This is a genomic window from Paremcibacter congregatus (genome assembly GCF_006385135.1).
In the GTDB taxonomy this organism is placed as follows: Bacteria; Pseudomonadota; Alphaproteobacteria; order Sphingomonadales; family Emcibacteraceae; genus Paremcibacter; species Paremcibacter congregatus.
This window is the reverse complement of the sequence record NZ_CP041025.1, coordinates 234,380-249,245: the sequence shown is the minus strand read 5'-3', so window position 1 is coordinate 249,245 and position 14,866 is coordinate 234,380. Positions and strand designations below refer to the sequence as shown.

Genomic DNA, 14,866 nt, shown 5'->3' with positions numbered 1-14,866 from the left:
CCTATAATCTGACCGGAATACCAGCCTGATCCATATATTGTTTCGCCTGCGCAATGGTATATTCACCGAAGTGAAAAATAGACGCCGCCAGGACCGCACTGGCATGACCGTCCCGCACCCCTTCCACCAGATGCTCCAACGTACCCACCCCGCCGGAGGCAATCACCGGTATCGCAACACTATCGGCGATGGCGCGGGTCAGTTCAAGATTAAAACCCGCCTTTGTCCCGTCCCGGTCCATGGAGGTCAGTAAAATTTCACCCGCACCATACGCCGCCACCTGTTGGGCATAGGCCACCGCATCGATCCCTGTCGCGGTGCGGCCGCCGTGGGTGAAGACCTCATATTTATCCGGCCCCACCGACTTCGCATCAATGGCGACCACAATGCATTGTGATCCAAATTTTTCCGCCAGTTCGCGCACCAGTTCCGGTCGCTTGACCGCCGCCGTCATCACCGACACCTTGTCCGCCCCGGCCAGCAGAAGATTACGAACATCTTCTGCCGTGCGTACCCCGCCCCCGACGGTCAATGGCATGAAACATTTGTCCGCCGTCGCCCGCACAACATCAAGAATCGTGCCGCGGTTATCGCTTGATGCCGTAATATCGAGAAAGCAGAGTTCATCCGCCCCGGCCTGATCATACAGCACCGCCTGTTCCACCGGATCACCCGCATCTTTCAGGCCAATAAAATTAACCCCTTTGACCACCCGGCCGTCCTTGACGTCAAGACAGGGAATAATGCGGGCTTTAAGCATGGCTATTGCCTTTCAACAACGCGATAGCCGCCGCGATATCAAGCCGGCCATCATAAAGCGCCCGCCCGGAAATCGCCCCGTCAAGCGCCACCCCGGCCTGATCGGCCGCCGTCTTCAGCTTTTCGAGATCTTCAATACAGGATACCCCGCCCGACGCGATCACCGGAATGCTCAGCGCCTGCGCCAGATCAACGGTGCCCTGGACATTGACACCCTGCATGGTGCCGTCCCGGTCAATATCGGTGTAAATGATCGCCGAGATGCCGGCGTCCTCGAATTTACGTCCCAGATCAATCGCGCTCATATCAGACGTTTCCGCCCAGCCTTCCACGGCTACCATGCCGCCGCGGGCATCAATGCCCACCGCCACATGACCGGCAAACTCCTTCGCCGCCTGCACCACCAGCGCCGGATCACGCAACGCAATTGTGCCGAGAATGACCCGTTGCAGGCCCTTGTCGAGCCAGGTTTCAATGGTTTTCAAATCCCGGATGCCGCCGCCCAGTTGCGCCGGAACCGTCGTATTCTTCAGGATCGCCTCAACCGCATCGCCATTGACCGGCTTGCCGGCAAAGGCGCCGTTAAGATCGACGAGATGCAGCCATTCACACCCGGCATTCTGAAACTGGACCGCCTGGTCGGCCGGACTGTCATTAAACACCGTGGCCTGATCCATTTCGCCTTTGAACAGACGTACACACTGACCATCTTTCAGATCGATTGCAGGATATAACAACATAGAACTTAAAACCCTTAATCCAGATCCTTGGTATAGAAATATCCGGAGATAAATTGATTATTAACGAAGGCAAAGCGCTTTTTCGTGCCCCAGCGTTCCATGCCCAGCCATTCACAGACTGAGATCGCCGCCAGTTGATCACTGCGCACGGAAAATTCCAGTGACCGGCACCCATGTACCACCGCGTAGTCCTGTACCCGGCTGATCATTTCCTTGGCAAGCCCGTGGCCCCGCGCCCAGGGGGCAAGAAAGAAATTAACCACCTCTCCCCGGAAGGCGCTCACTTCATTGCTGGCCGGCGGACGCACCAACTGACAGGACCCGGCGATCTGGCCGTCAAGACGCGGCAAAAACAGGCTTCTTTCGCGCATCAGCACGACACCTTTCCAGTAATTTTCCAACGTCTTTTCTTCCGGCATATTAATCCAGTTAAAGCTTTCCCCGACAGAAATCGATTCCCGGGTCACTTCACAAAGCTGCATCAGTTCAACATTGTCGAGATATTCAACGAATTGCACATCAAGCCGGGGACCGGGCGGCTGTACCACCGCTTCAGAAAATTCTCCGCCTAACGGGAGTTCCGCTTGCTCTATGTTATTTTTCGACATCATTTTACCTTTCAACTGGGGACCAGCATGCAGGCCTCACATCATGGCCGCCACTTCAGAAAATTACCGATCAGGCGCAGACCCGCCTGCTGGCTTTTTTCCGGGTGAAACTGGGTGCCAAACAGATTGTCCCGTCCCACTACGGCCGGAATATTCCCGCCGTAATCCGTGGTGGCCATCACCTGAGACTCGTCAATATTATCATATTGGTAGCTGTGCACGAAATACATATGGTCACCCGTCGTCAAACCGTCAAGCAGGGGGTGCCCCGCCTGCCCGGGGGAAATTCTGATTTCATTCCAGCCCATATGGGGGACTTTCAGGTTGAGGTCTTGCGAAACGGTAATCGGCTTGATTTGGCCCGTGATCCATCCCAACCCCTGGAAAATGCCATGTTCATGTCCCTCTTCCGCCATCAACTGCATACCGACACAAATTCCCAGAAAGGGAACGCCGCCCTGAATCACCCGCTGGTTCAGACAATCCACCATGCCGTCCACGGCCCGAAGCCCGCGAATGCAATCGCCAAAGGCCCCGACACCCGGCAAAAGAATATGATCCGCGCCGGCCACCCGATCCGCGTCGGAGGTCACCAGAACTTCCCGGTCGAGCCCCAGGTCCTGCACCGTCCGCAGCACGGCTTTTTCCGCCGAACGCAAGTTGCCCGAACCGTAATCAATGATCGCAATCGTCATGTTATGCGCCTATTTCGCCAAATCTGACTTATCGCCGATCACGCCTTTGGTCGACGGCAGAGCGTCGGCCTTGCGCGGGTCCACGTCCAGCGCCTGACGCAATGCGCGCGCCAGAGCCTTGTAACTGGATTCGATGATATGGTGATTATTCTCGCCGTACATATTTTCCACATGCAGGGTAACCCCGGCGCCAAAGGCAAATGCCCGGAACCATTCCTGGAACAGTTCCGTATCCATTTCGCCAAGCTTGTCACGGGTGAAATTTACTTTCCAGACCAGAAACGGGCGACCGGAAATATCGATCGACGCCCGGGTCGAACATTCATCCATGGGAATGATGGCATTGCCGTAACGGGTAATGCCGCGCAGATCACCCATGGCGTCCTTCATGGCCTGACCCAGGATGATACCGACATCTTCCACCGTATGGTGATAGTCAATATGCAGATCGCCCTTGGCGCGCAGGGTAATGTCGATCAGGCTATGACGGCTCAACTGTTCCATCATATGATCAAGGAAGCCGATTCCGGTTTCCACATCATAAATTCCCTGTCCGTCCAAATTCACCGAAACACTGATCTCGGTTTCCTTGGTATTGCGTTCACGCGTGGCTATACGCATCACAATCTCCACATTTTTGTTGGCATTTATCTGGCTGTGGCCAACATATAGCAGCAGTCCAGAAAAAAACCAACAAAACATTCCCCCTCCCCCGGCGGAAATCCCCACAGTGCTGCTTACCTCATCTGACCGTCAGCGATTCATACGCAACCGATCCGGCGGGACATTGCACCATATCCTGTATGTGGTTGCCCCCCCGATCACACTGGCCCCGTCAGGTTTTTCCACCATCACGATCCGGGCGCTGCCTTTCACCATATTCTCTCTTCCGGGGGGCTGAACGGTCAGATTTCCCGCCGGCCCGGGAGGATGATAATGATGGGTCCAGCTCGACAGGTTCCGGATGCCCGCCCGATCAAACTTCACGGTCTTGACCGGTGTCTGCCAGGCCTTCACGCCGTCTCTGCCCACGATACGGTAGCGCACCACCCCCGCGCCAGTTGACTTTATTTTTCCGGTAAATTTCAAGGACGCCGGGCACTTCTGCACCACTGCCGGGATGACCTTCAGGCTCAGATCCAGCTTGACCGGCTTGACAGGTTTGGCGGGAAATTTTGGGCGCGCCGGTTGTCCCTTGTCCTGTTTGGGCTGTTGCCCGCCCTTGACCGCCTCGCAGATGATCCATACCGGCAGTGCTGTTTTCTCCACCTCTATGTCGCCCCTGCCGAGCGTGGCGGAACAGCTTCCCGTGACTTTCGCCTCATACGCATTGTCATATTTCACCACAAAGCCGGTTTTCATCCAGATGTTGCGGGATTTATGCCCCAACGCCACCCGTTTATCCAGTTCCTTGCGGCAGGCCTGGGCCGGTTTCAGGCCAATCTTCGGCAGGGTAAAAGGCGTCTTGAGATGTTCTGTGCGCCGTTTGACCTGTTTGCCCTTGTTACTGGTATATTTGACATTCCTGCTTTCCCCATTGATGTTCAATGTCAGGTCCCTGATTTTACGGTTGCACACCGCCCAGACATCGACAAGGAAATTCATATTCCGGTTATCGTTGGCAATCCTGTCATAGGTCTTGCCATCGGAACTATAGACCCGGATGAGCGGCCCTTGCAGGGGATAAAGGTCCCCGCTGTTTTTGTATTTGCTCATCTTGTGCACCGCCGGCGCCACCCCGACCGTCAGTTTGGCTTTCGCCGTCGCCAGATGCGGCGCCATACTTCCCATTCCCAACGCGATAAAAACCCCTAGTAAATATCTCATCTTTCCACCTTTCGGAAGTTAACCCTCCCCTTAAAAAGTCTTACAAAAAAACTTTGCCGAAATTATGGACATGCCATCCTGAAAGGCCTTACAAAAAGAATATATTTGACCTTTACCCTTGACCGTACCCGCCCGATCCCCCAAATGTGGATCATCACAATTAAGAAAGGCATTCGTCTTATGACAGAACAACGCAAGGCCGAAAACGGTTCAAGCTGGCGCGGCACCACCATCATCAGTGTGCGTAAAGGCGACAAAGTGGTTATTGCCGGCGACGGGCAGGTCTCTCTCGGCGATACGGTGATCAAGGCCAACGCCCGTAAAGTCCGCGCTCTTGGTGACGGCAGCGTAGTGGCCGGTTTCGCCGGGTCCACCGCCGACGCCTTCGCCCTGTTTGAACGGCTCGAAGGCAAGCTCGAACGCTATAACGGTCAGCTGCTGCGCGCCTGTGTTGAAATGGCCAAGGACTGGCGCACCGACCGCTATCTGCGGCGACTGGAAGCGATGATGATCGTCGTCGACAAGGAGGTCAGTCTGGTGCTGACCGGCAACGGCGATGTTCTCGAAAGCGCCGACGGTATTCTCGCCATCGGCTCCGGCGGCAATTATGCGCTGGCCGCCGCCCGGGCCCTGCTGGATCAGGATCTGGATGCGGAACAGGTGGCGCGCAAGGCCATGGGCATCGCATCCGACATCTGTGTCTATACCAATAACAATCTGACTGTTGAAATACTGGAAGCCAAATGACCACATTTTCCCCCCGCGAGATCGTGTCCGAACTGGATCGTTACATCATCGGACAGAAGGACGCCAAGCGCGCTGTCGCCATTGCCCTGCGCAACCGCTGGCGGCGTCATCAGCTCGACGACGAGATGAAAGAGGAAGTCCTGCCCAAGAACATTCTGATGATCGGCCCCACCGGCGTCGGCAAGACTGAAATTTCCCGCCGTCTGGCCAAACTCGCCAATGCCCCCTTCGTCAAAGTAGAGGCCACCAAATTTACCGAAGTTGGTTATGTCGGCCGTGATGTGGAACAGATCGTCCGCGATCTGGTCGAACTCGCCATCGGCATCGTACGGGAAAAGAAACGTACCCAGGTCACCGCCAAGGCGGAACTGAGCGCCGAGGAACGCATTCTTGACGCCCTGGTCGGCGAAACCGCCGGGGTTGACACGCGCCAGAAGTTCCGCAAAATGCTGCGCGACGGACAGCTGGAAGACAAGGAAATTGAAGTCGACGTGGTCGAAAACACCGGCGCCGGCATGCCGTCCATCGACATTCCCGGTATGCCGGGGGCCAGCATGGGCATGATCAATCTCAATGACATCATGGGCAAGGCCATGGGGCCCAAAACCGAAAAGAAAAAAATGACGGTGAAAGACGCCCGGGGCGTGCTTGAAGCCGACGAAAGCGACAAGCTGGTCGATGAAGACAGCCTGATCAAGGAAGCTCTGCAAACGGTTGAGCAATCGGGCATCGTCTTTCTTGACGAGATTGACAAGATCGCTGGCCGCGAAGGCAAAAGCGGCGGAGAAGTCAGCCGTGAAGGCGTGCAGCGCGACCTGCTGCCGCTGATCGAAGGCTGTACGGTTTCGACCAAATATGGCCCGGTGAAGACCGACCATATCCTGTTTATCGCCTCCGGCGCCTTTAGCCTGGCAAAACCCTCGGATCTGCTGCCGGAATTACAGGGGCGTCTGCCGATCCGGGTTGAGCTTCAGGCCCTGACCGAAGAGGATTTCAAGCATATCCTGACAGAGCCTGATTTCAGCCTGATCAAGCAATATACCGCCCTGCTCGCCACAGAGGAGGTGACCCTGACCTTCACCGAGGATGGCATCGCCGCCATCGCCAAACTGTCGGCCGAAATTAACCGCAGCGTCGAAAACATCGGCGCCCGCCGCCTGCATACGGTGCTGGAGCGGGTGCTCGACAATATCAGCTTCGACGCCACCGACCAGTCCGGCATAGAAGTCATCATCGACGAGTCCTATGTCACCGAACATATCGGCAACCTCGCCGATACCTCAGATCTGTCGAAGTTTATTTTGTAGCATTTCACAAGCCCTTGGGGTCTGGTTCCAGATCTTAAGGGCGTTTGCTACTGCTCTACCGGAATACGCTTTTCCCCGCCATAGCGGGTGGCGAAAAAGCCGATAATCAGCCCAACAACCGCCCCTTCCACCACAAACCACAAGGGCGACGTAAACGTATCGCCAAGGGCATAGGTGGACATCAGCAGATTTTGCATGGTGTTATAGGTCAGCAGCGTCAGAACAAAATTCAGCCACGCCCCGGTCACCGGCGCCCGCAACCACCAGGGCACGGAGAATTTCACCACGGCCTTCCAGTTGAAGACCCCGACCAAGGCGATGACAAACCCCAGGGTTGTGTACCAGAACAACACCCCGAACTGCACCATCATGTCCGCCGCCGGCATGACATAGGGCATCCAGAAAAATCCGACGACCCCCAGCAGAAACCCGATGCCGGTGCCAATCATAAACCGCGTCAGTAAAGAAGGATGATCAAGCATCTTTCAGCTCCTCTCTTGCCTAAAAATACGTATATTACGCCAAAGCAGAACCATCAAATTGATTTCACGCAAACGATGTCCTCAGGTCACGTTGGGTTTTTTCACCATCTCCGGTCGATAGACATACCACGCTGTTGCGAAATTAAAGCAGATACCGAAAATCCACGCCCAAGTGAGTATCGAAGAGTTAGATCTAGGAAACCCAATCCAAGAACCATGCTCAAACACCTGAAAAGCATATAATAAAAAATACCCATAAACCCCATGCGTAACAGCATTTTTCAACGCCATCTTGAAACGAACACTCCAAAACTCAATATGGGAAAACAAAATAGCACTCAGCAATACAGCCAGAGCATATATCGGGTTGAGAAAATAAACTGCATAAAAGGCCACTCCCCCCAATACCCCGGATTCCAGTGACACCGAGAAAATAACCATCCAAACGACGAAAGCCGCAAACTCAAGGAGACGCAGAAGAAACCACTTTCCTGGCTGAATAAAACCTGGATCTGAATGATGAATGGCATCCTTTGCGTTAAAGTAACTGGATACTTCGAGAACTCGTGCGGCATTTCCATAAAGCCAATAAGCAGTACAAAAGTTAAAAATCATCCCCCCAAGCCACAGGAAAACCAGATGATTTACTTTTTCGAGAGGCAGTAAAGTATCTTCAAAGGATCCAGTAAATGGCAATCCGTCCATATGTTGCCAAAATAGATAAGCCCCATAAACGCCATACACCGCGGTATTAATCGCAGCTTTAAATAACCGCAAATCGTAAAATTTGGTACCTCGAAAAGGCAGCCGGATCAGAACTGTAAATATTCCATAAAGGGGGTTAGCGTAATAGAAAACGATCAAGGTCCATGCAGATATCATACCTACGGCAATTTTATCCTGAAAGATTATGATAAAAGTGAACGCAAAGGATAATTCCAGCGCCCTCAAAAGAAACCAGAGTTTAATTCGCCAATGGGGATTTAATTTTTCCAGTTTTTGAGTTTCCACACATCCCCCACTCTTTTTGGTTATTGGCTGATCATTTCAGTGTCTCTGATCTCATGACATTTGTCAAAACCCCTATATTGCGGATTTTCGGGAATTCCGATAGAATAGCCGAAAATCCATGGCACAGGAAACGCCTCATGACAATTGTCAGCGAAACAGAGTTTTTAAAGAATGTTGACCTTTATGAGGCGAAAGTCATATATGAAGCAATGCAAACCACTTACGATGAGGGTAATGACCTTTAGTTGATATCCGCTACGGATTTTAAAGAATATGAACGGCTTCTTGAAAACGCCATCCCATCCAGAAAATAGTATGACCGTTGAAACGATCCTGACCCCATGAAAATTATCTTGGCACCGATGGAGGGGGTGGTGGATCACGCCATGCGGGAACTGCTGACCGCGGGCGGTGATTATGACCTTTGCATCACCGAATTTGTCCGGGTGGTCGATCAGGCCTATAAACCCGCCTATTTCCATAAAATCAGTCCGGAATTGCGCCAGGGCGGCACCACCCGCGCCGGCACGCCGGTGCGCATCCAGCTGCTCGGCCAACACCCGCAGTGGATGGCGGAAAACGCCGTCACCGCCGCGGCCTTGGGCTCCCCCGGCGTCGATCTGAATTTCGGCTGCCCGGCCAAGACCGTCAACCGCCACAAGGGCGGCGCGGTACTGTTGAAAGAACCCGAATCCCTCTATCAGATCGTGCGCGCCGTGCGCGCCGCCGTGCCCGCCGCCGTATCGGTCAGCGCCAAGATGCGGCTCGGGTATGAAACCGCCGATCTCGCCAATGACTGCGCCCGGGCGATCGAGGCCGCCGGCGCCGATATGCTCACCGTTCATGCCCGGACCAAGGTCGAAGGCTACCGCCCCCCGGCCCATTGGCATGTGATTGACGACATCCGCCAGCAGGTCGCCATCCCGGTGATCGCCAATGGTGACATCTGGTCGCGCGCCGATGCGGAAGCCTGCCGTCGTATTTCCGGCTGTGATGATATTATGATCGGGCGTGGCGGGCTCAGCCTGCCGAACCTTGCCGCGACCATTCGTCGGGACAAGGCGCCGCAATCCTGGGCCAAGACCTGTGATCTTCTGATCCGCTATGCCGTCTTTAACCGGGATAAATATCAGCGCGGCTATCTGCCGAGCCGCATCAAACAATGGTTCAGTTATCTGAAACGCCAATATCCCGAAGCCCCGCCCCTGTTCGAGAAGATCAAACGCCTGCGCGATGTCGCCGAAATGATCGAAGTGATCCGGCGGGAAAGGTGACCCGGCGGCGCGTTCGCCGAAAAACCGTCGCCATCCCTTGCGTCACCGCGCGATCTTTCATATATATGGCTTATGTACCACCCCGGCTCCGGATTTACGTTCCGGCCCGCTGAAAGGATTTTTATGACGACCTATACTGTATCGGCGCTCTATCATTTTGTCGCCCTGCCTGATTATCAGGACCTGCAACCGAAGTTACACGCCTTCCTCACCGATCATGGCATTCACGGCACCCTGCTGCTGGCCCATGAAGGCATCAACGGCACCGTCGCCGGCTCGGCGGAGGCCATTGCCGCCTTGCATGATTTCCTGCGCGCCGATCCCCGCTTCAAAGATATCGTCACCAAGGAATCCTTCGCCGACGACATGCCCTTTCACCGCACCAAGGTGCGTCTGAAAAAGGAGATCGTCACCATGGGGGTCGAGGATATCGACCCAAATCATATCGTCGGCAGTTACGTCAAGCCGCAGGACTGGAACGCCCTGATCAGTGATCCGGATGTAGTCGTCGTTGACACCCGCAATGATTACGAGGTCGGCATCGGCACCTTTAAAGGCGCGCGGGATCCCAAGACCGCCACTTTCCGGGAATTCCCCGCCTATGTGGATGAGAAGCTCGCCGACGCCAAAAACAAGAAAGTCGCCATGTTCTGCACCGGCGGCATCCGCTGCGAAAAATCCACCGCCTACCTCAAGCAAAAGGGCTTCGACGAGGTCTATCACCTCGAAGGCGGCATCCTGAAATATCTTGAGGAAGTGCCGGAAGACCAATCCTTGTGGCAAGGCGAATGTTTTGTCTTCGACAGCCGGGTGGCGGTCAAACATAATCTCGAACAGGGCAGTTATGACCAGTGTTTCGCCTGCCGCATGCCGATTACCGAAGCCGAGAAGCAGGATGCGCGTTATCAAAAAGGCGTCAGCTGCCCCCATTGCCATGACATCCATGACACGGCCCAGAAAAAGCGCCATCAGGAGCGGGAACGCCAGGTCGAACTCGCCGCTCAAAAAGGCCAGAGCCATATCGGCGGCGTGGTCGCCCAGACCATCGAACAACGCCGGGCCGCCAAACGGCAGCAGAAAAACCAGCAACGTCAGCAGGATATCTCTGACGTCAGTGACCGCGCATGAAACTGAATTTTGACAATCAGTTCGCCGCTTTGGGTGAGAAATTCTATGCCGCGATCCCGGCCCGCCCCCTGCCCAACCCGCGCATGGTGGCGACCAACCCCAACGGCGCTGCCCTGCTCGACCTTGACCCCGATGACCTGCAGAGCAAAGACGCGCTGCAGTTTTTCAGCGGCGCCAAGATGATCGACGGTGCTGATCCGCTGGCCATGGTGTATGCCGGGCATCAGTTCGGCGGCTATAGCCCGCGGCTCGGCGACGGACGTGGGCTGTTGCTCGGGCAGGTGCGCAATCAGAAAAATGAACTATGGGACATCCACCTGAAAGGCGCGGGGCCCAGTCCCTTCTGCCGCGGGGCCGACGGGCGGGCGGTCTTGCGCTCCAGCATCCGGGAATATCTCGCCAGTGAAGCCCTGCATCATCTCGGCATCCCCACCAGCCGTGCCCTCTGCCTGATCCACAGCGACGAGCCGGTGCAGCGCGAACGGCTGGAGACGGCCGCCGGTGTCATCCGCCTGAGCGAAACCCATGTGCGCTTCGGCAGCTTCGAATATTTCAGCTACACCAACCAGCATGACGAATTGCAGGCGCTCTGCGACTATACCCGCCGCATCCATTATCCCGAAGTGGTCGATGTCGATCACATGCTGCAGGAAATCGCCGGGCGCACCGCCGAGATGATCGCCGCCTGGCAGGCCTTCGGCTTCGCCCACGGGGTGATGAATACCGACAATATGTCAATCCTCGGCCAGACCTTTGATTATGGTCCCTACGGCTTTATGGAGGCCTTCGACCCCCACTATATCTGCAACCATTCCGATGATGGCGGACGCTACGCCTTTGACCAGCAGCCCAATGTGGGTCTGTGGAATTGTCTGGCGCTGGCCCATGCCCTGAAGCCGCTGCTCGCCGACGAGTCCAGCATTGAACAGATGCGTGAACATTATCAGATCCGCTTCTTCAAAAGATATAACCGTCTTATGGCCGACAAGCTCGGCCTGCAGACCATTGCCGAGGGCGATGAGCTTCTGGTCCATGACCTGTTCGACCTGATGGCCGAAAACCAGGTGGATTACACCCTGTTTTTCCGCCAGCTCAGTGACCGGACAGATCAGCCGCTGCCGGTCCTCAAGGACAATGCGCCGCAGTTCACCGCCTGGTTCGCCGCCTATGACGCCCGTCTGGCCCAGGACAGTCAAACGCCGGAGGCGCGGCGCAGCGCCATGCGGGCGATAAACCCTAAATATATCCTGCGCAATTACCTGGCCCAGACCGCGATCGAGAAAGCCGAGCAAGGCGATTACAGCGAAATCGCCCGTCTGCACAGCCTGCTGCAATTTCCCTTTGACGATCAAATAGAATGGGATCATTATGCCAGTGAACCACCCGACTGGGGTCGTCATCTGGATATCAGCTGTTCCTCTTGATGATCGCCTGCCCTGAAGACCACGCAGAAGAGAAACATCTATGGAACTTTTTTATACGCTGACGTCGCCCTATAGCCGCAAAATCCTCCTTGTGCTTGATCATCTCAAACTCACCGATCAGGTGACACTGACCTTCCTGCATCCATTTGAAGACCAGAGCGGACGCCTGATCGAGGCCAACCCGCTCGGCAAGATTCCCACATTGGTGCTGGGGCGCGGTTATACGGTCTATGACAGCCCGGTGATCGCCGACGCCCTGTTCCAGATGGCTGAAACCCCGGAATTGTCGTTTGAAGAGCATCTCAAACAACAAAAAATGCAGGCACTGGCCGACGGCATCATGGATGCGGCCGTCCTCGCCCAGCAGGAAAAATGTCGCGACGCGGCGCAGCAGTCACCGATGTGGCTCGAACGCTGGGAAGCCGCTATCCTGCGCGGCCTGCAGGAATTTGAACATAATATGATTCACGATGCCGGCGACTGGCATATCGGCAGCATGAGCATGGCCTGCGCCCTTGATTACATCCGGTTCCGTCACCCGGATCTTAACTGGATGACGGATCATCCCCTGACCTATAAATGGTATCAGACGGTCCAGAAAATGGACATCATGATCAAAACCGATCCGCGACAGACCTAACGCCGCGGAACGACCCAGGCGTAATATATTCCGGCCAGCAGGGACAAGCCGAGGCCAATCCACAGCCAGATCATCAAGGGAAATCTCTTGACCAGAATATTATATTCCGCCGAGGAGGTCTTTTCTGCGTCCAGCGCCAGGTAATCAATCGCCGGCAACCAGACCTGCAGGTCATAACCCAGCCCGCGATAGATAAACGGATTCAGCATATGCGACTTGCCGTCGTCAGCGCGGGAAGCGCGGGCAAAACGATAGTCCGCCGCCTCACAATATTGCCGGATCGCGCCACTAACCCCCGAGACCGCCTGCCGGTCATCCTGATACAGGGTCTGGCCCTGCCGAACCATGGTCGCGCCGCCTTCGCCTTTCAGATATAATTTCACATCCGTAACGGTTTTTAGCGCCCCGGTGCCGCTGGCCGAATAGGCCCCCGCCGCTGCGGTCGGAGCACTCGGGCGGCGCAGTTCAATCTGATATCGGTCGGAAATCGTCAAGGGCCGGTCATACGCCGCCGGGAAACTCACTTTCACCACCCGCTGAGTGTCAAGAATCATCGCACAAAGCGCGGCGAACAACCCGATCATCACCCCCATATGGATCAGTCCCACCGGCGCAATATAGGTGATATAGGCCTTTTCCTTGCCACGCCGCAGGCCAATCGGCGAAGCATACAGCAAGCTCGCGCCGCAAAAATAAACCACCGCACCAAGCAACATATTCAGCTGATAGAAATTGCGCCGGGTCGCGCCCGAAGTCACCCCCGTACCGTCGTAAAAATGCTGCAACGGCTGCAGATAGGATGCCAGCCCTACGCTCACCACCGCCGCGCCAAGGGTGATCCCCCACTTCATCCCCCGACGGTTCACCGGCAAAAAGCGATGCCCGCCGATCAGGGCCACGGCGATCACCAGCGGCACCAGAATCTGGTTCATGGTAAAATTATCCACCGACCAGCGGCTATGCTGTTCTTTAAGAAGGGCAACAAAATCCGCCGGGCTGACATTGGCAATCAGGGCGAAGAAGATCGGCGGCTTGTCCTTGGGCACCTCAAGCAGCGCCCGCAGATAGGCCTCGCCCAGCACATAACAGCCCATCAGGCCAAGTCCGACAAAGCCCCAGATCGCCAGATGGATCATCAGGCGGGATTCGCTGATCAGGACCGGGCGGGCCGCCCGCGCCAAGCGCCGCCGGATGGACAGAAGCAAAGCCACGATCGCGACAGATAATAACGCCCCCGAAATGAACAGCAGCAACGCAACTGACGTCTCCCCCAGATAGCGATGGGAACTGACCAGTTCGCCGTTGCGGGTCACCAGCATCGACCCGATCGCCGCCGCCGCCGTGACCAGACCGAGGAAGGGCAGACTGCGGGCATGGGCCCTGTCCGGATGATAACTGCGCAGCCCATGCAGATAGGCGGTGAGAAAGCACCAGACCACGAAGGCCGCCGTCTGCACGGGGTCCCAGTGCCAGAACTGGCCGTAAAAATAATCCTCATAGGCCCACCACATGCCGCTGATCAATCCGGCGCTCATCACCACCCAGGCCTTACGGCCATAACTGATCGCCAGCACCTTCCAGGGTCCCGTGCCGCGCACCAAAGCCTCCACTGCTGCGCCCGACGGCACCAGCAGCAACAGATAGGTGAGGAAGATCAGTGGCGGATGGATCGCCATCCAGAATTTGGTCAGATGGGCGTTCATGCCCTGATAGGGCACCGTCGCCAGTTGTGCGGCGCTGGTCTCCTGAAAAGGATGCCAGATCAGCAGCCCGAACAAAAACGGCAGCAGCAAAAGCATCACCCCCGGCCCGGCCCAGCCCGGCTGACGATCCATCCGCACCGCAAAGAACGCCAGCAGCAGAGCCAAAAACAGCAACGTCCCCTCTTCCCCGCCCCACAGATTGGCGAGCTTGAGATAAAGCGGCAGGTCCGGGGCGCTATAGAGCCAGACATAGGCATAATGGAAATGATCCCGGCCCAGATGATAAAGCAGACAAAAGCTGAGCACCATCAGGATCAAAAAGGTCAGGCGCAACAGAAGCGCCCGGCGGGCCGGCAGCAAGAACGCGGTGAGGAGCGTGAGGAGCGCCAGATAAAGCGCCGCGATCTCCCCTTCCGGCGGGGCAAGTAACACGAACAACACTATGGCCAGCGAGACAATGCCCGAAGACAGGATCATGTCGCGTAATTTACCGCCCCATCCGGTCACCATCGCCGCCCCTT

At 56.0% G+C, this 14,866-nt stretch carries 15 protein-coding genes; 6 read left to right on the top strand and 9 right to left on the bottom strand.

The window, feature by feature from the left end; all coding sequences use genetic code 11:
• Window position 1: 1 nt before the first annotated feature.
• From hisF to FIV45_RS01125, 6 genes are all read right to left on the bottom strand, one after another.
• Window positions 2–760, bottom strand: a complete 759-nt coding sequence (gene hisF / locus FIV45_RS01150) for an imidazole glycerol phosphate synthase subunit HisF (RefSeq protein ID WP_099472751.1) — start codon at window positions 758–760, stop codon at window positions 2–4.
• Complete coding sequence (gene hisA / locus FIV45_RS01145) at window positions 753–1,499, bottom strand: 1-(5-phosphoribosyl)-5-[(5-phosphoribosylamino)methylideneamino]imidazole-4-carboxamide isomerase (RefSeq protein WP_099472753.1); 747 nt, start codon at window positions 1,497–1,499, stop codon at window positions 753–755. The genes hisF and hisA overlap by 8 nt, the downstream gene beginning before the upstream one ends.
• A gap of 14 nt (window positions 1,500–1,513) precedes the next feature.
• On the bottom strand, window positions 1,514–2,107 hold the full coding sequence (locus tag FIV45_RS01140; protein ID WP_165777003.1) for a GNAT family N-acetyltransferase: 594 nt from the start codon (window positions 2,105–2,107) through the stop codon (window positions 1,514–1,516).
• A gap of 41 nt (window positions 2,108–2,148) precedes the next feature.
• Window positions 2,149–2,802 (bottom strand): imidazole glycerol phosphate synthase subunit HisH, encoded by a 654-nt coding sequence (gene hisH, locus FIV45_RS01135; RefSeq protein WP_099472757.1) that lies wholly within the window; start codon window positions 2,800–2,802, stop codon window positions 2,149–2,151.
• 9 nt (window positions 2,803–2,811) lie between these two features.
• The gene (hisB, locus tag FIV45_RS01130; RefSeq protein ID WP_099472811.1) at window positions 2,812–3,423 is read right to left on the bottom strand and encodes an imidazoleglycerol-phosphate dehydratase HisB; all 612 of its coding nucleotides are present in this window, start codon (window positions 3,421–3,423) and stop codon (window positions 2,812–2,814) included.
• A gap of 132 nt (window positions 3,424–3,555) precedes the next feature.
• Window positions 3,556–4,629, bottom strand: a complete 1,074-nt coding sequence (locus tag FIV45_RS01125) for a hypothetical protein (protein WP_133118572.1) — start codon at window positions 4,627–4,629, stop codon at window positions 3,556–3,558.
• Window positions 4,630–4,809: 180 nt separating this feature from the next.
• Between FIV45_RS01125 and hslV the strand changes: the two genes are divergently transcribed.
• A complete protein-coding gene (gene hslV / locus FIV45_RS01120) occupies window positions 4,810–5,376 on the top strand; it encodes an ATP-dependent protease subunit HslV (RefSeq protein ID WP_099472812.1) in 567 nt (188 codons plus the stop codon).
• The gene (gene hslU / locus FIV45_RS01115; protein ID WP_099472761.1) at window positions 5,373–6,683 is read left to right on the top strand and encodes an ATP-dependent protease ATPase subunit HslU; all 1,311 of its coding nucleotides are present in this window, start codon (window positions 5,373–5,375) and stop codon (window positions 6,681–6,683) included. The genes hslV and hslU overlap by 4 nt, the downstream gene beginning before the upstream one ends.
• Before the next feature lie 47 nt (window positions 6,684–6,730).
• On the opposite strand, the gene FIV45_RS01110 is transcribed toward hslU, so the two are convergent.
• Window positions 6,731–7,165, bottom strand: coding sequence for a hypothetical protein (locus FIV45_RS01110; RefSeq protein WP_099472763.1), 435 nt, complete (start codon window positions 7,163–7,165; stop codon window positions 6,731–6,733).
• A gap of 81 nt (window positions 7,166–7,246) precedes the next feature.
• Window positions 7,247–8,176: a hypothetical protein gene (locus FIV45_RS01105; RefSeq protein ID WP_099472764.1), complete on the bottom strand. Its 930-nt coding sequence runs from the start codon at window positions 8,174–8,176 to the stop codon at window positions 7,247–7,249.
• Between the two features lie 341 nt (window positions 8,177–8,517).
• On the opposite strand from FIV45_RS01105, the gene FIV45_RS01100 reads away from it, so the two are divergent.
• The 4 genes from FIV45_RS01100 to FIV45_RS01085 all read left to right on the top strand — a co-directional run bounded on the left by FIV45_RS01100 (window position 8,518) and on the right by FIV45_RS01085 (window position 12,642).
• Window positions 8,518–9,450 (top strand): tRNA-dihydrouridine synthase, encoded by a 933-nt coding sequence (locus FIV45_RS01100; RefSeq protein ID WP_099472766.1) that lies wholly within the window; start codon window positions 8,518–8,520, stop codon window positions 9,448–9,450.
• Window positions 9,451–9,573: 123 nt separating this feature from the next.
• On the top strand, window positions 9,574–10,578 hold the full coding sequence (trhO, locus tag FIV45_RS01095; RefSeq protein WP_099472768.1) for an oxygen-dependent tRNA uridine(34) hydroxylase TrhO: 1,005 nt from the start codon (window positions 9,574–9,576) through the stop codon (window positions 10,576–10,578).
• A complete protein-coding gene (locus tag FIV45_RS01090) occupies window positions 10,575–12,002 on the top strand; it encodes a protein adenylyltransferase SelO (RefSeq protein WP_099472770.1) in 1,428 nt (475 codons plus the stop codon). The genes trhO and FIV45_RS01090 overlap by 4 nt, the downstream gene beginning before the upstream one ends.
• 40 nt (window positions 12,003–12,042) lie before the next feature.
• Window positions 12,043–12,642 (top strand): glutathione S-transferase N-terminal domain-containing protein, encoded by a 600-nt coding sequence (locus FIV45_RS01085; RefSeq protein ID WP_099472773.1) that lies wholly within the window; start codon window positions 12,043–12,045, stop codon window positions 12,640–12,642.
• On the opposite strand, the gene ccsA is transcribed toward FIV45_RS01085, so the two are convergent.
• On the bottom strand, window positions 12,639–14,855 hold the full coding sequence (gene ccsA / locus FIV45_RS01080) for a cytochrome c biogenesis protein CcsA (RefSeq protein WP_099472775.1): 2,217 nt from the start codon (window positions 14,853–14,855) through the stop codon (window positions 12,639–12,641). The two genes, FIV45_RS01085 and ccsA, sit on opposite strands and share 4 nt — an antisense overlap.
• Between the last annotated feature and the right edge of the window lie 11 nt (window positions 14,856–14,866).